Origin of the sequence: Undibacterium sp. TC9W (genome assembly GCF_049339865.1) — a bacterium.
Taxonomy (GTDB): domain Bacteria; phylum Pseudomonadota; class Gammaproteobacteria; order Burkholderiales; family Burkholderiaceae_D; genus Undibacterium.
On sequence record NZ_JBMPPJ010000003.1, the window covers coordinates 313,085 to 330,788 of the forward strand.

A 17,704-nucleotide genomic window follows, 5' to 3' on the forward strand; every position below is an offset into this window, starting at 1 on the left:
GCCAAGGTGAAAAATCCACCTCAGCTGCAAGGCTTACCTACCTCTGCCGCAATTGATTTGCCACATGAGATTTTGATAAGCTTAAAAATTGTGCAGTAGTTTTAATACAAAAACTATCAATATATAAATATATTAATGCTGTTATGCAGCAAGGATTTAGCATATAAATTTGAAATTCATTCTAAAATTTGTTGAAATCAAGCTTATTCCCGGTTGTTGGCGCACAACAGTGATATTAAGTAATTTGACTACATTATCTTTTGTAGTTGAATACTTTATGCAAATATAGGTGCCTGACAGCCCGCATTTATAGATGAGGTCGAAAAACTCTGTTCAAAACATTTTGCGAAAATCAGACGCATCAGAATCACCATACCAAATGATGGTCAAAGCAATAAATGAGACGCGATTTGGGCCAGCTTTTCATAGTGCGGCGAGGGACAGCAAGCGCTTTTGTAGATAGAGAGCAACAAGCCTCACATTTGCATCAGTCGCACAAAAACATCATTAATTTGAATAAATTCTTCATGCCATGCTTGTTTTTATAAAAAAGCTGTGGCAAGATACGTACATCAACCAAGCAACACCACACTATTTAGGAATGATCGTGAAAACAACTTTGACACAACAACTGATACAAAACTTGCGCAAGACAGCGCGGGCTTTGGCGTCGGTTGCCAAAGTTGGCAGTGCAGCAGGCGGCACATGGAGTACTTATGAAGCCTCGTATCGTACGGATACAGATACACGCACAACTAAAGATACAGATAGTGAGATGTTCAATGATGTCAGCCCAATTAATTTTGCGGCCACATGGTTTAGCAACACAAGCATTCGAGGGGAAACCCTGAAGGTCACAGGCGGCAGTTAAAGCCAGCCAAGACCCTAGCGCTGAAAAGCCCGGATGCCCTGAAAAGCTCCGGGCTTTTTGATTTTTTGGTTTGCATGTTTTATTACAAGGCAAACCACAGTAGTTAAACCCGCCACCGCGGTCGTGACCGGACAACACCGGATCATGGAAGCTCTTTAACAATTTGGGAAGTTCAACAGTTTTATCCCAAGGGCAGGAAAGTCTGCTTTTGGGGTAAGGCTGAATACAAAAACTCGTTTCATCATTGAAGATGAAACACGTTTATATGCGGGTGTAGCTCAAAGGTAGAGCTGAAGCCTTCCAAGCTTACGGTAAGAGTTCGATTCTCTTCTCCCGCTCCATCATGAAAATGACTTTATTAGTGCCTACTATTGCCGAGGTTTTTTTCATGATGTCTTTGTCGTCCAGTGGACTGTCATAGTAAAAGCTGAAGTGAAGGACATGTGCCCGGCGAACCAGGGCAAGGCGCAAAACACAGCGATAGCGGGGCTATCGCGAGTATTTGCCACGCCGCCATGGTCGGCGCGCACATGGCAGGCACTTCTGCTTTTCACTGTGGCAGTTCGCTTAGGTTAGGACAGCTGACTTTCTATCAGCGAATGGCGGTTCGATTCCGCTCAAGGACTCCAGTATCAACAGTTTTAAGGATGGTTGCCCGAACGGTAAGGGGTGCGGCTGTAACCCGCAAGCACGCTAGACGTAGGTGGTTCAATTCCATCACCATCCACCATTTTTTTGTGTCTCAAGCTAACCAGGTGAAAGCGCCGTTTTGAAAAATCGGAGAGCGTGGATCGTTACCACGGGGACGCACCATATTATTCGCAGTAAATAACATGGCATTTTCAATGTCACGTGCAATTGCCTTACAGATTATGGGGGTGTAGCTCAGTTGGTAGAGCGCCTGCTTTGCATGCAGTATGTCGTCGGTTCGATTCCGTCCACCTCCACCATTTTTTTCATTTCAATAACAGGAGTAAATCATGAAGCGAAAGACCAGGCATCGTCAGATGCCACACTTAATCATCTCACGGGATGTAGCTCAAAGGTAGAGCATCCGGCTTTTAACCGGACGGCGAGAGTTCGATTCTCTCTATCCCGACCAACAAGAATACCGATTAAAGCGTAGTCGTTTTAACCGATGTTTTTGAACGTATTTCTTCAACAGCGAGAGCTGTATTTCAGTTTAATTCCCCGATAGCTCAGCTGGCAGAGCGATGCACTGTTAATGCATCTGTCCCTGGTTCGAATCCAGGTCGAGGAGCCATAAAGTCCCTTTAGCTCAGTGGGAGAGCAACCGGCTCATAACCGGTGGGTCGCTGGTTCAAAACCAGCAAGGGGCACCATTTTATCTTTACTTGCATAGCTCAATTGGTCAGAGCGTTGCCTTGATAAGGCAGAGGCTGGTGGTTCAACTCCATCTGCAAGTACCAGTTTTTGTATGCATTTCATCAGCATGAAATGCATGGCCATTATCTCAGTAGCTCAATTGGCAGAGTCGCGGTCTCCAAAACCGAAGGTTGCAGGTTCAAGTCCTGCCTGGGATGCCAAACATTTTTCTCGCCTTAGCTCAGTTGGAAGAGCGCAACAATACGAATGTTGAGGCCGCAGGTTCGACCCCTGCAGGCGGGTCCAGTTTTACCGTGTGATCATGTGATCCTCACTACCTCACCAGTGAGATGTGCTGACGCACATGCGCGGTATTTTTTAAAAGGAAGATTCGCATAATGGTATTGCACCGGATTGCTAATCCGGAGGGTTTTCACGAGCCTGTGTGCGTTCGAGTCGCACATCTTCCGCCAGTTTTCGCCGGTTTAGCTCAGTCTGGTAGAGCAACTGATTTGTAATCAGTGGGTCGCGGGTTCAAATCCTGCAGCCGGCACCAGTTTTGTCCTATTAACTCAATGGTAGAGTGTTCGCCTGTCTAGCGAAATGCCAGCGGTTCGATTCCGCTATAGGGCGCCATCTTTGGAAGCGTGGCAGAGTGGTCTATTGCAACTGTCTTGAAAACAGTAGGCCCGATGGGGCCCGTGAGTTCGAATCTCACCGCTTCCTCCATTTCAATTCGTGTCAGTAGCTCAAAGGATAGAGCCCCGGTCTTCTACACCGACTGTTGTGGGTTGTAGTGGACTGTAATAGTGAAAAGCGAAGTGCCTGCCATGCGCGCGCCGACCATGGCGGCGTTGCAAATACTCGCGATAGCCCCGCTATCGCTGTGTTTTGCGCCTTGCCCTGGTTCGCCGGGCGCATGTCCTTCACTTTCGCTTTCACTATTACAGTCCACTGATCCCGCCTGACGTACCATCTTTGATCGCCACACACAGACCCGTTTCGGCCTTGCCGATTCGTGGCGGTCATTCCTCCATCCCTTGACCATACGAGATTTAGCTCAGTTGGCAGAGCATTCGCTTCATATGCGAGCGGTCGTTGGTTCAAATCCAGCAATCTCGACCACTATTTCCTGTTTTCATCCCCCACTTAATTCCATTCGCTTACAATTGCCGTCAATCAAAAATACATAAAAATAAAAAGGAATCTCTATGAGAAAATTAGTCACTATCAGAACCGTCAGCAATATCAGGCCTATCCCTGATGCAGATGCCATAGAATGCGCCAGCGTGGATGGCTGGTCTGTGGTCGTCAAGAAAAATGAATTCCAGGTTGGTGATGCCTGTGTCTATTTTGAGATCGATTCCTTCCTGCCCTTGAGCGATACACGTTTTACTTTTCTTGAAAAAAACAAAATCATCTGGAATGAAAAAACCGGAATAAGGCTGCGCACCATTAAACTGCGTGGTCAGATTTCACAGGGCATGATACTGCCGCTGAAAAATTTCCCGGAACTGGCTGAGCACAGCAATGCCAAAGATATGGATTTCAGTGAAATGCTGGGTATAGAAAAATGGGAGCCAGTCATTCCAGCCTCACTGTCTGGTGAAGTGGAAGGCGCTTTTCCTGAATACATACGCAAGACCGATCAGGAGCGTATACAAAACCTGACTGAAATCCTGAGCACTCAGGCGCAAGAAGAATTTGAAGTCACCATCAAGCTCGATGGTTCCAGCATGACGGTCTTTCACAATGCAGGTGTCTCTGGTGTGTGCGGCAGAAACTGGCGGATCAGGGAATCTGAAGCCAATAGTCTGTGGCGCGTGGCAAAGCAAAATCAAATGCTGACTGCACTGACTACCTATGGCCGCAATCTGGCACTGCAAGGTGAGATCATAGGTGAAGGCATACAGAGTAATCCTGAAAAGATGCGCGGCCAGGATTTTTATCTGTTCGATATTTTTGATATTGATGCTAGTAGATATCTGGGCAGGGCAGAACGTCAGGAGGTACTGGCCGGACTGCGTGCCCTGGGTGCTATTGTGCATGAGGTGCCGTGGCTGGAAAACATGACATTGGAACGCTTTGGCGGCGATGTGAGTAAAGTGCTTGATTATGCTGAGGGCGGTTCACTGAATCCGGCGACAGCCAGGGAAGGTGTAGTCTTCAAGCGTCTTGATGGCAGCATGTCATTCAAGGCGATTTCAAATACATATTTGTTGAAGCACGGAGACAGGTAGGAAGATCATGGGTGGTAATGCATTAAAAGCTGAGTCAGTTCGTTTGCCTGCTGCACGCTATCGCGAAGTGGAACATGAAGCTGTCGCTATATTGCAGCGGAATTTTCCACAACGCCGTATCGAGGCAATCATCGCTTATGCTGACAAGGCAGACTTTGGTGATCTCGATATTTTGATCGAAGCTGGTGATGACCACGATTCCGCGCAATTTTCTACAGTATTGCAGGCGACCGAAATCGTCTTGAATGGTGACGTCACCAGCATAGGCCTGGCGGTAGCAGAAGGCGTGTTCCAGCTTGATCTGATCAGAACAGAATCTGACTCATTTGATTTTGCTTCACGCTATTTTGGCTACAATGATTTTGGTAATCTGATAGGCCGCATATCGCATAAATTTGGTGCCAAGTTTGGTCATCTTGGCTTGCTGTATCCATTACGTGCACCAGATGACAAAGATCATTTGCTTGCAGAATTGTGCATCACCAGGGACTTTGGTGAAGCGCTTGATTTGCTGGGTTATGATGCCGCTCTGTATGAGAACATGCGGGTGAACGGGCAGTTCAAAAACCTGCAAGATATTTTTCGCTATGTTGTGTCTTCGCCATACGTCAATCGCGAGATTTATCTGCTGGATAACCGTAATCACAAGGCCAGGATACGTGACGCCAAGCGCGCGACTTATAACTCCTTTTTGTTGTGGCTGGATGAGCAGGATGAAATCACACTGCCAGCCTACCCTTGGGCAGAAGCAGGCACGGCTGCACGTGATGAGCAAAAACAGGAATTTCTGGAAACGACTTTTTTGCGCTTTCCTGACTTCAAGCAGGTTTATGATCAGGCGCTGGAAAAATACGCCCGCAAGAAACGATTGAAACAACAATTCAATGGTGAGCTTGCGGCTGACATTACCGGACTGTCTGGCAAACGGCTAGGTGAATTGATGGCGCAAGTGCGTCATTCATTTATTGATGAAGCCAGTTTTGAAAACTTCTTTCTTGAAGCTTACCCTGACACTGTCAAGGCCAGGTTTTTAAAGGAAGCGGCGTTACTGCTGCCGTCATGAACTTCCCAAATAAGGCTGTCTGTGCAATCAGGGGGTAACCAGACCATCCATGCGGATTACTTCAAAACTGCTGCCTTTGACACTGCCCAGTTCTGACAACAGTTTATCGTTATTCCAGCGCGCATCTGGTGCGCCGCTGATGTACCAGTTGGAACCATTATCTGCCACCAGCATGCCATAGGTTTTCATGGCTTGCAGGATGGCTTTGCTTTCATTGGAAAAATTCGCAGGTATCTGGTAACTGGCTTTCAGGCGCACGCGCATGCCCATTGGCGGCAGGGTATTGCTGGTGTTTGATGAAGCATAGTGAGTCGCTGGTGGCACATAGGCGCGACGGGTGCGGCTGACGGTAAAGCGGAAGGCATGGCGTATAACGCCGCTGGCAGCTTCTTCATAGCGTACCAGGCCAGGGAAGATGGGCAAGCCCGCGGCGTCGGCGCTGGTCCAGCCTGGTTTGCCACCGGGTCTGACTATATTGGATGTCAGGTCGAATATCGCACCCCCACTGACTTTCCAGCTACCGCCTGTTTGTGGGTAGGCATTGCCAACTTCATACAGACGATTGGCATCACGGTCTATGACGAGGATGTGGCGGTCGCCATCAAAGCTGCTGCCGTTGGCTTTTTGCCCTTCTATCGGTGCATTGGCTGGCAGGGGATAAGGGCCGGGGTCGCTCTCATCGCCATAGTCGGTAAATTGCACACTGACCTTGGGCTGGCTGCCAGCGACAACGACATAGGGTATGCCTATCGGTGAGCCGTCATACAGGCCAGCACCAAAATCAGGGTGCAAGCCTGTACCAAGGCCTATACTGGCAATCAGTGCGTCGGATGCAGGATCGACAGGCGCAGTCGAGATATCCGTATTCCAGGCATTATTGGCAGGGAAAGGCAGGCTGCCATTCAGATTGGCACCAGCACCCAGGTCAGCCTTGCGCAAATCGCCATACACTGCATTACCTGCCGTGTCACCTGTACCTGCGCTGTTCACAGTCACTGTGACAGTAGCGCTGGTATTGCAGGCTGTGCTGCAGGCAGAATTACTGGCTGTCAGCGTATAAGTCGTGGTCGTAGCCGGATTGATTGCGAGGCTGTTGCCAGTAAGCGTAGTACCATTCAGCGTCAGGCTGGTGGCACCAGTGACTGTCCAGCTTAGTTGCGTACTTGACCCGGTATTGATGCTGGCAGGATTGGCGCTGAAGCCATTGATCACTGGCGCAGTGGCAGTCGTGGTTCCTGTTGTGCCTGTAGTGCCACCAGTACCCGTTGTTCCTGTGCCAGTCGTGCCCGTATTAGCAGGCGCAGAACCGCCACCACCGCCACCGCAAGCGGCGAGAGTCAATATCAATGCGAGAGCGGACAGTTTTGCTGGGTAATTTGGTAGCATGATTTTATTCTTGGCATACGGCAGGGGAAAATCAGACTAGTCTTGAAATCCTGAGCCGACAATACGAATTGCATTTCCTTACAAATTGTCAGACTGAAAACATGTATCATTTTTTGCAAAACCATTCTCAAAGATCATCATGAACACGACTACCCTGCCACTGGAAGAACAAGAACATCCTATAGACCCGGCGATACGTGCAGAGATCAATGCGACCCTGCAACGCATAGAACAGACGCATGATGTTAAAGTTTTGTTTGCCTGCGAATCAGGCAGCCGTGGCTGGGGCTTTGCTTCGCCAGACAGCGACTATGATGTGCGCTTTATCTATGCCAACAAGCTGGACTGGTATCTGACAGTCTTCCCTGGGCGCGATGTCATCGAATTGCCTGTCAATGAAATCTATGATGTCAGCGGCTGGGACTTGCGCAAGGCCCTGGGCTTGCTGCGCAATGGCAATGCGACCTTGATAGAGTGGTTGTCTTCACCGGTAGTGTATGCCGCTGATCCGGATTTCCTGCAAGCCTTGCAGGGAGCCGCAAGAGAAGTGCACAGGCCGGAAAGGGCTTACTACCATTACCTGCATATGGCCAGCAAAAACTATCGCGAGCATTTGCAGGGTGAAATGGTCAAGCTGAAAAAATACCTGTATGTATTGCGTCCCTTGCTGGCTTGTCTGTGGATAGAACAAGACCTGGGTCCTGTGCCCATGCGTTTTCAGGACATGGTGGATGCGACTGTTGAAGACCAGGAATTGCTGGCAGCCATCGCCGAATTGCTCGTCATCAAACGGCGCGCCAAGGAATCAGAATTATCAGTCCCCATGCCTGTCATTAACCGTTTTATTGAAAGCCAGCTGGAAAGGTTGGACAATGTCAGGACCAGCAGTACTGGCGATATGGATTTCTCGGTGCTTGACCGTCTGTTGCTGGATACGGTGATGAAGAAGACTGCGTAAATTGGTAGGGTGCGCCGTGTGCACCGTTGTCCTTGCCGATGAAAAAGTGATGTGCACGGCGCACTCTACCAGACGCAGGCCGGCGTTAAAATAACTGGCACAAGCAGCTAAATTAATTTTGCAACAATCGTAAGAAAATTGAGCCTGCCAACAGAGAATCGCGATTTCACCCATAATGGTTTTCTCTCCATTTGAAATTGCAGGCTATGTCTTCTCCATATCCCTTATCCATACTCGATCTGTCACCTATTGCCGAAGGCAGTGATGCTGCGCAATCTTTCCGCAATTCCCTCAGCCTTGCCCAACATGGCGAGAGCTGGGGCTATCAGCGTTACTGGCTGGCAGAACACCACGGCATGCCCGGCATTGCCAGTGCTGCAACCTCAGTACTGATAGGCCATATCGCTGGTGGTACCAAAAGCATACGCGTGGGGGCTGGCGGTATCATGTTGCCAAATCATTCGCCACTCGTTATCGCGGAGCAATTTGGCACATTGGAATCGCTCTACCCTGGCCGCATAGACCTGGGTCTGGGGCGTGCACCGGGCTCAGACCAGCGCACTGCCCGCGCCTTGCGCCGCAACCTATCCAGTGATGCTGACGAGTTCCCGCAGGATGTGGCTGAACTCATGGATTATCTCAGTGAAGATTCGCAGCAGGCGGTGCGCGCCGTACCCGGGCATGGTCTGAAAGTGCCTATCTGGATTTTGGGTTCCAGCCTGTTTGGTGCACAACTTGCGGCAGCCATGGGCTTGCCGTATGCCTTTGCTTCGCATTTCGCGCCTCAGCAAATGATGCAGGCGATAGAAATTTACCGCGCCACCTTCCGCCCCTCAGCCCAACTGGACAAACCCTACGTCATGCTGGGCTTTAATGTGTTTGCGGCTGATACGGATGATGAAGCCTATTACCTGGCCAGCTCTGCCCAGCAGGCATTTATCAATTTGCGTAGTGGCCGCCCGGCAAAGCTGCCTTTGCCTGTGCATGGTTTTCTGCAAAAAATCGGCCCGCAAGAGCATGCCTTGCTGGAGCAGGTTTTGTCCTGCTCCGCACTCGGCGCGCCGGATACCATTGCTGAAAAAATGCAGGCCTTCATCAACTATACAGGCGCAGATGAATTGATGATCACCGCGCAAATCCACAATCACACTGCGCGTCTGCATTCTTATGAGATTGCGGCGCAAGTCAGTAAAAATCTGCGCCCCAAAACAGCCGCAATATAAATTGGAATAAAAAAAAGCCTGCGCACACCTCGTTGCGCAGGCTGTTAAATTGCTGACCAGAGAACAATGATCTATCAGCAAGAGGGAAGCGTTACTACTTCAATTTTTTACTACTGCAATTTTTTACTACTGCAAATTTTTACTACTACAATTCTTTACTGCTGCAATGCTTCACACTTTCAAGTTTCCCTGAGATGTGCCTCAGGCATTTTCTGCCTTGATATCCATACCTGCATTTGCTTTACGGTTTCGACCAGTGACGAGACCAAAAAGTTTCATCAACATGCGATATATAAAGCGTACCAACAGCAAAGTGAACAATGCTTCCAGCATGGTCATGCAAAATCCCAGCAATGGGTTGCGTTCTTCCATGCGCCTGTGCATTTTTGCCATCATGCGGTCACGTGAAATTTCTATGCTGTCATAGAAAGTTGGCACGACCAGCAAGGTCAAAATCGTCGAAGTGATGGTGCCACCGATAATCGCAATCGCCAGCGGACGGTAGAACTCACCACCTTCACCCAGGCCCAAGGCCACTGGCAACATCCCTGCAATCAGCGCAAAGGTTGTCATCAGGATAGGGCGCAGACGCACACGGCCTGCATGCATCAATGCCTCTTCACGGTCATAGCCTTCGGCCTCTTGTTTGCGGGCAGCATCAAGCAAGAGAATCGCATTCTTTGCGACAAGACCCATGAGCATGATGATGCCGATAAAGCTCATCAAATTCAGGGTACTGCCCGTGACCAGCAAGGACAGAACTACGCCTATCAGTGACAGCGGCAAGGACAACATGACGCCCAGCGGTGCCGTGAAGGAGCCGAACTGTATCACAAGTATCAGATACATCAAACCTATGCCAGACAACAGGGCGATCAGCATGGCACCAAATACTTCTTGCTGATCCTGGCCAGAACCACCGAGTGAAAGACCATAGCCAGGCGGATAATCAAAAGACTTGGCCAGCTTCATGGCATCATCAATCACTTCGCCGTTGGAGCGGCCCTGCGCATTGGCAGACACGGTAATCGTGCGTTTGCCATTCGCATGCTCGATACCTGATGGTCCTTTGCCCATGGTGATGGTGGCGATCTGGTCAAGCGGAACCATCTGGCTTGTGCCTGATACAGCGATAGGCAGGCGTTCTATGTTTTCCTTGCTAACGCGGTCGTCAGGATGCAGGCGTACTGCCACGTCGCGGGTCTCACCAGTCGGATCTACCCAATCACCGACCTCGATACCGGCAAAGGCAACCCGCAAAGCCTGTGCTGCATCATTGGAAGAAATACCCATGGAATTGGCAAGGCCACGGTTCAGTTCTATCTTCAGTTCTTTCTTCGGGTCTTGCTCAGACAAGCCGACATCGACGGCACCTGGCACCTGGCGCAATTTATCCATGTAGGCACTGGTAATTTCCAGCAGCTTGCGTGAATCGGGGCCAGTGAATTCTATCTGCACCGGTTTTTGTGCGCCATTGTTGAGATCATCCAGCACCACATATTCTGCGCCAACCAGGACACGTACTTTCTCGCGCAGTTCAGCCGCGATTTCTTTGGCACCGCGTTTGCGTTCTGTACGTTTGCCGATATCGACATAGATGCGGCCACCGGCAGGCGTGATATTGCTATTGGTTTCTTTAGTCTCTGGCAGGGTACGGGCGATTTCTGCGGCCCTTTCCATTTTCAGGCGTGCATACTCCAGTGAAGATGAAGCAGGAGTGCGCACGGTGATCATCAGGTTGCCGGAGTCAGAGGCTGGCAGAAAACTGGTGCCACCCCATTTGACTTGCACTGCCAGCGCAGCTACCAGCGTCAACAGGGCAATCGCACCCATGGAACGACGGTGATGCAGGGCCCAGGCAATCACATTACCGTAACGGTCAGACTGATGATCAAACCAGTCATTGAAACGTGCCAGTACCTTGCTGATGCCTTTTTTCGGCGCAGTATGATGATCCGGTGGATCACCCCAGTATGCCGACAGCATAGGATCAAGCGTGAACGAGATACCCAGGCTGACCAGCACAGAACAAGCCACAGTCAAGGCAAACGGACGGAACCATTCACCCGGCATGCCAGGCATGAAAGCGACAGGAATAAATACTGCGATGATCGAGAAAGTCGTTGCAGCCACGGCCAGGCCTATCTCTGCCGTGCCTTCAAGTGCGGCAGTGCGGCGGTCTGAACCATTTTGCATGTGACGCACGATATTTTCCCGCACCACAATCGCATCATCAATCAGCACACCAATCGCCAGTGACAGGCCCAGCAAAGTCATGAAGTTCAGTGTAAAGCCACAAAGCCAGACGGCGATGAAAGCAGCGATGACGGAGGTAGGCAAACTCAGTGCCGTGATCAGGGTAGAACGCCATGAATTCAGGAAGGCATACACCACGAATATGGTCAGGCCAGCGCCGAGTACCAGGGATTCGATAACGTTGTTCAGACTGCGTTGTGCATCCTTGCCACCATCACGGGTGATTTCCAGCTTGGTACCCGGTTGTGTTTTCTCAAGTTCCTTGTTGATCTCTTCAACTTTATCATTGACAGCTTTTGCGACGCTGACGGTACTCGCATCACGTGCACGGGTCACAAAGATACCAACATTCGGTTTGCCACTGCGTATGCTAAGGCCATCCTTGTCAGCAAAACTGTCTTCTATGGTCGCTACCTGTGACAGGCGCACGACCTGGTCGCCAGTACGTTTGATGACGATGCCCTGGAATTCTTCCGGTGTTTCTATACGGCCCACCAGACGTATGCTTTCTTCATCCAGCGTGCCGCGTATCTTGCCTACCGGAGCATTGGTATTCTGGTTGCGCAGCGCATTGACGACTTCGCCAACGGATACATTGAATTCACGCAGTTTTTCTGCACGCAGGAGCACGGACAATTCACGTTTCAGCGAGCCACTGACTTCGACAGTTGCCACACCATTGATACTACGCAGTTTGTCGGCCAGTGTATCTTCAGCCAGACGGGAAATCTCTGCATGGGTCTGCTTGTTCGACGACAGAGCCATATTGACGATAGGCTGTGAACCCGGGTCCCAGCGCCGTATCATGGGTTCGCGCATCTCTGTCGGCATTTTATAGCGCAGGCCAGAGATGACGTTACGGACTTCATCCGAAGCCTCGATCATGTTTTTCTTGAAGCTGAAACGCATGTCGAAGCGGCCATTGTTTTCTGATGCCGTGGCCCAGACTTCTTCGACACCGGCTACTGCTTGCAGGGATTTCTCGAGGCGGTTGATGACTTCGCGCTCTACCGTATCCGGTGATGCACCAGGATAGGCAATCACGACTGACAAGCCCGGTACTTCGACGTCAGGGTTCTGGTTCACCCTGAGCTTGCTGAGAGCCAGCAAACCCAAAGCCATGAGGGCGACGATCAGGACGATGGTCGCCGTCGGCTTTTTGATACTGAAGTCAGATAAGAACATGATTATTTCCCTTGTGCTGGGGTCGCGTCAGCCACTGCCACTTTGGCAGCAGCCAGCTCTATGTTCTGGCCATCCTTGAAACTGGAGCTGGGGCTGCGCATGACGACATCGCCTGCGGCAAGGCCACTGCGGACTTCATAATTGCCGGTGCGCTGGTCGCGCTTGCCAATTTGCAGATCAACCTTGCTGAGGGTCTTGCCTGCCACTTTCCAGGCGTAGGCCTTGTCGCCAGATTTGACGACGGCAGCTTCAGGCAACATCAGGGCGCTGACGGTTGCTGCTTCTATGTTGCCTTCGGCATACAGGCCAGACAAACTGGGTTGCTTGCTGTCGGCAAAGGCCACCAGCACTTCAACCTGGCGGGTAACATCGTTCGCTGCCGGATCAACCCGGGTGACCTTGCCACGGAACTCTTGCCCGGCATAGCCATTGATACGGAAACCTACCGGCTGACCGACCTTGACCATGGCAATCTTGTCGGTCGATACGCGACCGGCAAAGCGCATGCTGGTCGGGTCGATGACCTTGACCAGTTCCTTGCCTATGGCTGCAGTATCGCCAGCCGATACCTTGCGTTCGCTGACAACGCCATCAAATGGTGCTCGCACGACAGTGCGCTGCAATTGCTGGCGTGCCGTCACGGCGCGGGCTTTGGCTGCCGACAGCTCACTCTGGGCGCTGTTACGGCGTACTTCTGCATCATCAAGTGCCTGCAGGGATGTCATGCCGGACGCACGCAGGGTTTTGAGCCTTTGCAGGGCACGGTCGGACTGATCCAGTGCCAGCGCAGCATTGCGGGCTGCATCTTCTGCGGAATTGAGGTTGTCGCGGATAGAGGTTTCGTCAAGCTTGACGAGGATATCGCCACGTTTTACGACATCACCGTTTTCTTTCAGTACCTGCAAGACCACCGCCCCCACCTCAGCGCGCAGGTCAGCCTTGCGCTCTGGCTGTATTGAGCCTGTCACTACCGGGCCAGACGCCATCGCATTGCTTTGTACGGTCATCACGTCTTCCGGCGCAATGACGAGTTTGACGGGGGCTTTGTCTTTTTTATCATTTGCACCACCTTTGCCTGCCACGGCACTTGCGCTAGAGCTGGCACTGGCGTCTGCTTTTTCCGCAGCTTTGTCTTTGCTGCAAGCTGCCAGCGCTGAGGCTATGGCAAGAACAAGTAGAGTTTTACGTAACATGATGGTCCCTGTCGCTATTAGTGTGGGGAAATTGGATGAGAGAGTATTCCCTGTTGTCTTGTCTAGTTCAATCGCCTTGGTTTTGAAGTGCACTTTTTTATGGATGAAATGCTGATTTGGCGTACTGAAATGCAAACAGACTGGCTTGAATTACAGGGAATCAGACCCAAGAGGACGGGATAAGTTCAGGAGCGTGCTGAAATTCGGGGCAGGGCCGGCTCCAGCATGAGCTGGCGCAGGGCATCAATATAATTCTTGCTGACGGCGACTTCGCTACCGCTACGCAAGCTGAGTTGGTAGCCGCCGTTTCCCATTACCTGCAAATGGACGGGCTGGTCAGTCCTGACGATGGCACCGCGGTGTACCCGGATGAACTGGCGGGGGTCGAGATATTCTTCCAGCTTGCTTAGCGCCACTCTGTGCAGGACTACGCGCTGGCCCAGGTGCAGCTCTACATAATTACCCGCCGCCCCTATCCAGTGCACATCAGCGAGCTGTATGCATTCCATCTCGCCCACCGACCTGACCGTCACTTGCTGCAGATAAGCTGGCTGCAGCTCACCTGACCCCGCTGATTCAGCAGCTTTATGCTGGCCGGCAACCAGGCAGGCTGCCAAAGCCTGAGCATACGCGGGCTGCTGGGTCAGGCTCAGCATTTCCATGGCGCGCGCCAGGGTTTTGGCAAATCTGTCCTGGCTGAAAGGCTTGAGTAGGTAATCCAGTGCATGCAGCTCAAAGGCATCTATTGCATGTACATTGTAAGCAGTCACAAAGATGATCAGCGGCGGTCTTGACTGCGCAGCCAGACGGCGGGCCAATTCCAGCCCTGATTCCCTGGGCATTTGTATATCCAGGAACACCACATCAACCGTATTTTGTGCGAGGAACTCACGTGCTGCTGCCGCATTTTTAAGCACGGCCAACACCTGCCATTCAGCATATTTACTCAGGGCATAACCCAGGGTGATGCGGGCATGCTCTTCATCATCGACGATGATGCTGCGGATAGCCATAGTCATACCAGGCTGCCAGCGGCGTTAACAGGCAGGCTGATCGTGACCTGGAAACGGCCTGCGTCTATCCCTGTCTGCAAGGAAGCAGCATCACCATAGGCCAGTTGCAGGCGCGCCATGGTATTGCGCAAACCCAGGCCGACGCCGGGGTTGGCTGCAGCCTCGGCATGGACGGGGTTGCTGATGCGTATCAGCAGATTACCTTCCCTGCATTCAAAGATGCACAGGATGTCACTGGCTTCTTCATGGCAATCCAGGTCATGCCTGAGTGCATTTTCTATCAACGGCTGCAATAACAAGGGTGGACAATCACAGGCTAGTACCTGTTCATCTACCCCGACGATGGCGACATGCAGGCGTTCACCATAGCGCAGGGCCTGCAGGGCCAGGTAATCCTGCACAAAAGCCAGTTCTTCTGCAAACCTGACCCAGTTTTTATCGCCCGCAGCCAGTGCATAGCGCAACAGTTCACTGAGGCCCTGTATACCGCTCAGGGCAACATCCTTGTTGTCAGAAATCACCAAAGCACTGATCGCATTCAAGGCATTGAACATGAAATGTGGTTCCAGTTGCGCCCGCAGGGCCAGGGATTTTTGCTGTTCCAGCTCCAGCCGCAGTGCCAGGGTATCTTCCCGCTCCTGCGCCCAGGCCCGGTTTCTTTGCTGGCTTTGTTGCCAGATCTTGATGGCCGCCACGGCAAAATACACCGCGCTGATGGATGACAGCCGCAACAGCGCTGCCAGCTTGTCAAACACCTGTAACTCGGCCTGTATCTGCCCCCAGTTCACGTCATGCGGACCATCGAGGGTAAACAGCTTGCCTACATACATGAGCTGTCCCGGCAAGACCACCAGCAACAGCAGGCCATAACCCATGGCGATATGCCGGGCGCTGCCATACAACCAGGGCCAGCGCCTGAAACAATAGATGAGGATGTAGCCAAGTACGGCCAGCGCTATTGCGCTCCTGCCCCAGCTTTGAAATATCAGCCAGAAATCACCCTGATTGCCCTCACGCAAATCATCATTAAGAGAAGTCAGCGCACCGATCAGGCTCAGGGTGCTCCAGAGAATTATATTGAGCAGCAATACCTTCCCAGCCGCCTGCCAGGTCTGTGGCGCAGGTGGCGGCAAAGCATTTGTAGATGTATGAAGGCTGCTGGTGTCCATGTCTTGCAGTATAGCAGCGTGATCAGATGGAAATTTCCTGCCAGAGGTGTTCTGTCACTACAGACATTATTTTCATCACACTGCCCTGTTCAGGAACTCGATAAACAGCGTATCGCCAGATCATTCAGTACTTTACCGGCAGGCAAACACTCACGTGCCGTTTTCTTGGCTTTAGCCTTGCCGGTATTGAGGGATGGGGTATCCGGTATCAACCAGCTTTGATAACGTGGTGTGAAGATGCCGTCGTGAGAATTAATGAAGTGAAAGGGCAGCGATATGACGGTGCCATTCTGGTTTACCTGCACATGAAAATGCAAATGCGGTGTAGAAGAATAACCGCTATTGCCGGACAGAGCGAGTACCTGCCCGGCTGCGACACGCATGCCGGGTTGTACCTGGGCAGAGTGTTGCATTAGATGGAAATAGTCTGCCCAACTGCCATCGTCATGCAGGATGCGCACATAATTGGCTCTGTCGATATAAGCTTGCTCCACCCTGCCGTCATCGGCGAACTGGCTGACCACTTCCACCACTTGCCCGGCACGCGCCGCCACGACGGTCGTGCCCATGGGCATATCGATATCAACCGCATAGCGGGTAGCAACCGTATGATGTGTAAACTGCGGGCCGTCGGCTGCCTGCAAAACCTGAAAGCCTTGTGGAGCAACAAAAGGAATCTGGTAACTGATGCTGGCATCATGTTTGGCCCTGGGGTCACCCTGCACTATATGGCTACTGTAATCCATGGTGTAGCCAAATTGCCTGTTGGCGGCGGCGATCTCTACCAGTTCCATGGTCTGGCCGCCCGCCATTTGTGCCTGTATCGGCCAGGGTTTACTCGACGTCAGGTTGCTGAAATTGTTGAGTTGCAGCGTTACCGTCACCGGCATGCGGCTGGTATTGGTCGCCAGCAAGATGTTCGATGAGACACCTTTGACAGTTTCGATTTTTACGGGATCATTGCGTGCCTGTGTTGGCTCAGCCAGGCAGAGGGGAGTGACCAGGAAAACTGGCAGAAGAAAGAGTAGTTTGTGCGCTGACATCAACATTTGCTTCAGCGCGCAGCACGCCAGATGGTACGGCCACCGACATTGACACTTTCGACTTCACCGGCATCGCGCATGCCTTCCAGTACTGTCAATACCAGGGACAAAGGCGGGGTCGCATCTGGCCACCGTATCCAGAACTGATGTATGCCTTCAGCTGTATCGGCACTGCTGGGTCGTGCCTGCAGGTAACTGCGTATGGCATTCCTGGCAAATTCCAGTTCTTGTTCCGGCATCATGCGTCCTTCCTGTCAGCTTTTTGTTGTATGGCGCGTATGAGGCCAGCGCTGGCATCCTCGATATAGTCGAGCACCAGGTCAAAACCATCCGGCCCGCCATAATAGGGGTCGGGCACGATCTCGCTGTCACTGTGGTTCGCATAATCCATCATGAGTTTGAGCTTGTGCAGATGTTGTGGTGGGCAGGCAGCTTTCATGCGTGCCAGATTGTCCTTGTCCATGGCCAGCAACAGGTCGAATTTCTCAAAATCATCTGCAGTGAGTTTGCGCGCCCTTTGCTGCGACAAGTCTATGCCACGGCGCGCCGCAAATTGTTGAGAGCGCGGATCAGGTGCCTCGCCTATGTGATAGGCATGGGTACCGGCAGAATCTATATGCAAATCTAGCCCTGCTGCCCCGGCGTGGGCGCGGAATACACCCTCGGCACTGGGTGAACGGCAAATATTGCCCATGCAGACAAACAGGACAGCCTTGGTAGCAGAAGTTTTCATTGCCAGATCAGGGATTTAATGCAGGAATTTAACAAAACGATAAAT

The 17,704-nt window shown here is 51.6% G+C and carries 14 protein-coding genes and 14 tRNA genes; 19 read left to right on the forward strand and 9 right to left on the reverse strand.

All coding sequences use genetic code 11. From position 1 onward, the window contains the following. The first annotated feature begins 532 nt into the window (after positions 1-532). Together ACO0LN_RS05485 and ACO0LN_RS05490 are read left to right on the forward strand one after the other, a co-directional pair. The gene (locus tag ACO0LN_RS05485) at positions 533-871 is read left to right on the forward strand and encodes a hypothetical protein (protein WP_422971734.1); all 339 of its coding nucleotides are present in this window, start codon (positions 533-535) and stop codon (positions 869-871) included. 267 nt (positions 872-1,138) lie between these two features. Next, a tRNA-Gly gene (locus tag ACO0LN_RS05490) sits at positions 1,139-1,212 on the forward strand. Positions 1,213-1,257: 45 nt separating this feature from the next. Here the strand turns inward: ACO0LN_RS05490 and ACO0LN_RS05495 are convergent. Next, positions 1,258-1,425: a hypothetical protein gene (locus ACO0LN_RS05495; RefSeq protein WP_422971736.1), complete on the reverse strand. Its 168-nt coding sequence runs from the start codon at positions 1,423-1,425 to the stop codon at positions 1,258-1,260. A gap of 91 nt (positions 1,426-1,516) precedes the next feature. On the opposite strand from ACO0LN_RS05495, the gene ACO0LN_RS05500 reads away from it, so the two are divergent. The 15 genes from ACO0LN_RS05500 to ACO0LN_RS05570 all read left to right on the forward strand — a co-directional run bounded on the left by ACO0LN_RS05500 (position 1,517) and on the right by ACO0LN_RS05570 (position 5,500). Next, positions 1,517-1,601 (forward strand) — tRNA-Tyr (locus ACO0LN_RS05500). A gap of 144 nt (positions 1,602-1,745) precedes the next feature. Next, a tRNA-Ala gene (locus ACO0LN_RS05505) sits at positions 1,746-1,821 on the forward strand. 78 nt (positions 1,822-1,899) lie between these two features. Then, positions 1,900-1,973: transfer RNA gene (locus tag ACO0LN_RS05510), tRNA-Lys, on the forward strand. A gap of 86 nt (positions 1,974-2,059) precedes the next feature. Beyond that, positions 2,060-2,135: transfer RNA gene (locus ACO0LN_RS05515), tRNA-Asn, on the forward strand. Between the two features lie 4 nt (positions 2,136-2,139). Then, a tRNA-Ile gene (locus ACO0LN_RS05520) sits at positions 2,140-2,214 on the forward strand. A gap of 10 nt (positions 2,215-2,224) precedes the next feature. Further along, positions 2,225-2,301: transfer RNA gene (locus ACO0LN_RS05525), tRNA-Ile, on the forward strand. Positions 2,302-2,342: 41 nt separating this feature from the next. Then, positions 2,343-2,418, forward strand: a tRNA-Trp gene (locus ACO0LN_RS05530). Positions 2,419-2,427: 9 nt separating this feature from the next. After that, a tRNA-Arg gene (locus tag ACO0LN_RS05535) sits at positions 2,428-2,503 on the forward strand. 78 nt (positions 2,504-2,581) lie between these two features. Beyond that, a tRNA-Ser gene (locus ACO0LN_RS05540) sits at positions 2,582-2,670 on the forward strand. A 6-nt stretch (positions 2,671-2,676) separates the two neighbouring features. Further along, positions 2,677-2,753, forward strand: a tRNA-Thr gene (locus ACO0LN_RS05545). A 5-nt stretch (positions 2,754-2,758) separates the two neighbouring features. After that, positions 2,759-2,833, forward strand: a tRNA-Asp gene (locus ACO0LN_RS05550). Between the two features lie 5 nt (positions 2,834-2,838). Beyond that, positions 2,839-2,926: transfer RNA gene (locus ACO0LN_RS05555), tRNA-Ser, on the forward strand. Positions 2,927-3,246: 320 nt separating this feature from the next. Beyond that, positions 3,247-3,322, forward strand: a tRNA-Met gene (locus tag ACO0LN_RS05560). Between the two features lie 86 nt (positions 3,323-3,408). Then, a complete protein-coding gene (locus tag ACO0LN_RS05565; RefSeq protein WP_422971738.1) occupies positions 3,409-4,437 on the forward strand; it encodes an RNA ligase (ATP) in 1,029 nt (342 codons plus the stop codon). A 7-nt stretch (positions 4,438-4,444) separates the two neighbouring features. After that, positions 4,445-5,500: a hypothetical protein gene (locus ACO0LN_RS05570; RefSeq protein ID WP_422971740.1), complete on the forward strand. Its 1,056-nt coding sequence runs from the start codon at positions 4,445-4,447 to the stop codon at positions 5,498-5,500. Between the two features lie 27 nt (positions 5,501-5,527). Here the strand turns inward: ACO0LN_RS05570 and ACO0LN_RS05575 are convergent, their stop codons facing one another. Continuing rightward, a complete protein-coding gene (locus ACO0LN_RS05575; protein WP_422971742.1) occupies positions 5,528-6,886 on the reverse strand; it encodes a hypothetical protein in 1,359 nt (452 codons plus the stop codon). 139 nt (positions 6,887-7,025) lie between these two features. On the opposite strand from ACO0LN_RS05575, the gene ACO0LN_RS05580 reads away from it, so the two are divergent. Together ACO0LN_RS05580 and ACO0LN_RS05585 are read left to right on the forward strand one after the other, a co-directional pair. Further along, the gene (locus ACO0LN_RS05580; protein ID WP_422971744.1) at positions 7,026-7,844 is read left to right on the forward strand and encodes a nucleotidyltransferase domain-containing protein; all 819 of its coding nucleotides are present in this window, start codon (positions 7,026-7,028) and stop codon (positions 7,842-7,844) included. A gap of 206 nt (positions 7,845-8,050) precedes the next feature. Next, positions 8,051-9,067, forward strand: a complete 1,017-nt coding sequence (locus ACO0LN_RS05585; RefSeq protein WP_422971746.1) for an LLM class flavin-dependent oxidoreductase — start codon at positions 8,051-8,053, stop codon at positions 9,065-9,067. A 201-nt stretch (positions 9,068-9,268) separates the two neighbouring features. Here ACO0LN_RS05585 and ACO0LN_RS05590 read toward each other — a convergent pair whose 3' ends face one another. From ACO0LN_RS05590 to ACO0LN_RS05620, 7 genes are all read right to left on the reverse strand, one after another. Further along, entirely contained in the window at positions 9,269-12,508 is a 3,240-nt protein-coding gene (locus ACO0LN_RS05590; RefSeq protein ID WP_422971748.1) for an efflux RND transporter permease subunit, read from the reverse strand. Positions 12,509-12,510: 2 nt separating this feature from the next. Next, entirely contained in the window at positions 12,511-13,701 is a 1,191-nt protein-coding gene (locus ACO0LN_RS05595) for an efflux RND transporter periplasmic adaptor subunit (protein WP_422971750.1), read from the reverse strand. Between the two features lie 185 nt (positions 13,702-13,886). Then, a complete protein-coding gene (locus ACO0LN_RS05600) occupies positions 13,887-14,720 on the reverse strand; it encodes a LytR/AlgR family response regulator transcription factor (RefSeq protein WP_422971752.1) in 834 nt (277 codons plus the stop codon). Then, complete coding sequence (locus ACO0LN_RS05605; protein WP_422971754.1) at positions 14,717-15,883, reverse strand: sensor histidine kinase; 1,167 nt, start codon at positions 15,881-15,883, stop codon at positions 14,717-14,719. The genes ACO0LN_RS05600 and ACO0LN_RS05605 overlap by 4 nt, the downstream gene beginning before the upstream one ends. A gap of 89 nt (positions 15,884-15,972) precedes the next feature. Further along, on the reverse strand, positions 15,973-16,926 hold the full coding sequence (locus tag ACO0LN_RS05610; protein WP_422971756.1) for a M23 family metallopeptidase: 954 nt from the start codon (positions 16,924-16,926) through the stop codon (positions 15,973-15,975). 11 nt (positions 16,927-16,937) lie between these two features. Then, positions 16,938-17,168 (reverse strand): hypothetical protein, encoded by a 231-nt coding sequence (locus tag ACO0LN_RS05615; RefSeq protein ID WP_422971758.1) that lies wholly within the window; start codon positions 17,166-17,168, stop codon positions 16,938-16,940. Further along, positions 17,165-17,659: a low molecular weight protein-tyrosine-phosphatase gene (locus ACO0LN_RS05620; protein WP_422971760.1), complete on the reverse strand. Its 495-nt coding sequence runs from the start codon at positions 17,657-17,659 to the stop codon at positions 17,165-17,167. The genes ACO0LN_RS05615 and ACO0LN_RS05620 overlap by 4 nt, the downstream gene beginning before the upstream one ends. Between the last annotated feature and the right edge of the window lie 45 nt (positions 17,660-17,704).

Excerpts from the sequence above, each read along its gene's own strand:
- ACO0LN_RS05485 (WP_422971734.1), top strand. The coding sequence starts at position 533 with ATGCTTGTTTTTATAAAAAAGCTGTGGCAAGATACGTACATCAACCAA.
- ACO0LN_RS05565 (WP_422971738.1), top strand. The coding sequence starts at position 3,409 with ATGAGAAAATTAGTCACTATCAGAACCGTCAGCAATATCAGGCCTATC.
- ACO0LN_RS05570 (WP_422971740.1), top strand. The coding sequence starts at position 4,445 with ATGGGTGGTAATGCATTAAAAGCTGAGTCAGTTCGTTTGCCTGCTGCA.
- ACO0LN_RS05575 (WP_422971742.1), bottom strand. The coding sequence starts at position 6,886 with ATGCTACCAAATTACCCAGCAAAACTGTCCGCTCTCGCATTGATATTG.
- ACO0LN_RS05580 (WP_422971744.1), top strand. The coding sequence starts at position 7,026 with ATGAACACGACTACCCTGCCACTGGAAGAACAAGAACATCCTATAGAC.
- ACO0LN_RS05585 (WP_422971746.1), top strand. The coding sequence starts at position 8,051 with ATGTCTTCTCCATATCCCTTATCCATACTCGATCTGTCACCTATTGCC.
- ACO0LN_RS05590 (WP_422971748.1), bottom strand. The coding sequence starts at position 12,508 with ATGTTCTTATCTGACTTCAGTATCAAAAAGCCGACGGCGACCATCGTC.
- ACO0LN_RS05595 (WP_422971750.1), bottom strand. The coding sequence starts at position 13,701 with ATGTTACGTAAAACTCTACTTGTTCTTGCCATAGCCTCAGCGCTGGCA.
- ACO0LN_RS05600 (WP_422971752.1), bottom strand. The coding sequence starts at position 14,720 with ATGACTATGGCTATCCGCAGCATCATCGTCGATGATGAAGAGCATGCC.
- ACO0LN_RS05605 (WP_422971754.1), bottom strand. The coding sequence starts at position 15,883 with ATGGACACCAGCAGCCTTCATACATCTACAAATGCTTTGCCGCCACCT.
- ACO0LN_RS05610 (WP_422971756.1), bottom strand. The coding sequence starts at position 16,926 with ATGTCAGCGCACAAACTACTCTTTCTTCTGCCAGTTTTCCTGGTCACT.
- ACO0LN_RS05615 (WP_422971758.1), bottom strand. The coding sequence starts at position 17,168 with ATGATGCCGGAACAAGAACTGGAATTTGCCAGGAATGCCATACGCAGT.
- ACO0LN_RS05620 (WP_422971760.1), bottom strand. The coding sequence starts at position 17,659 with ATGAAAACTTCTGCTACCAAGGCTGTCCTGTTTGTCTGCATGGGCAAT.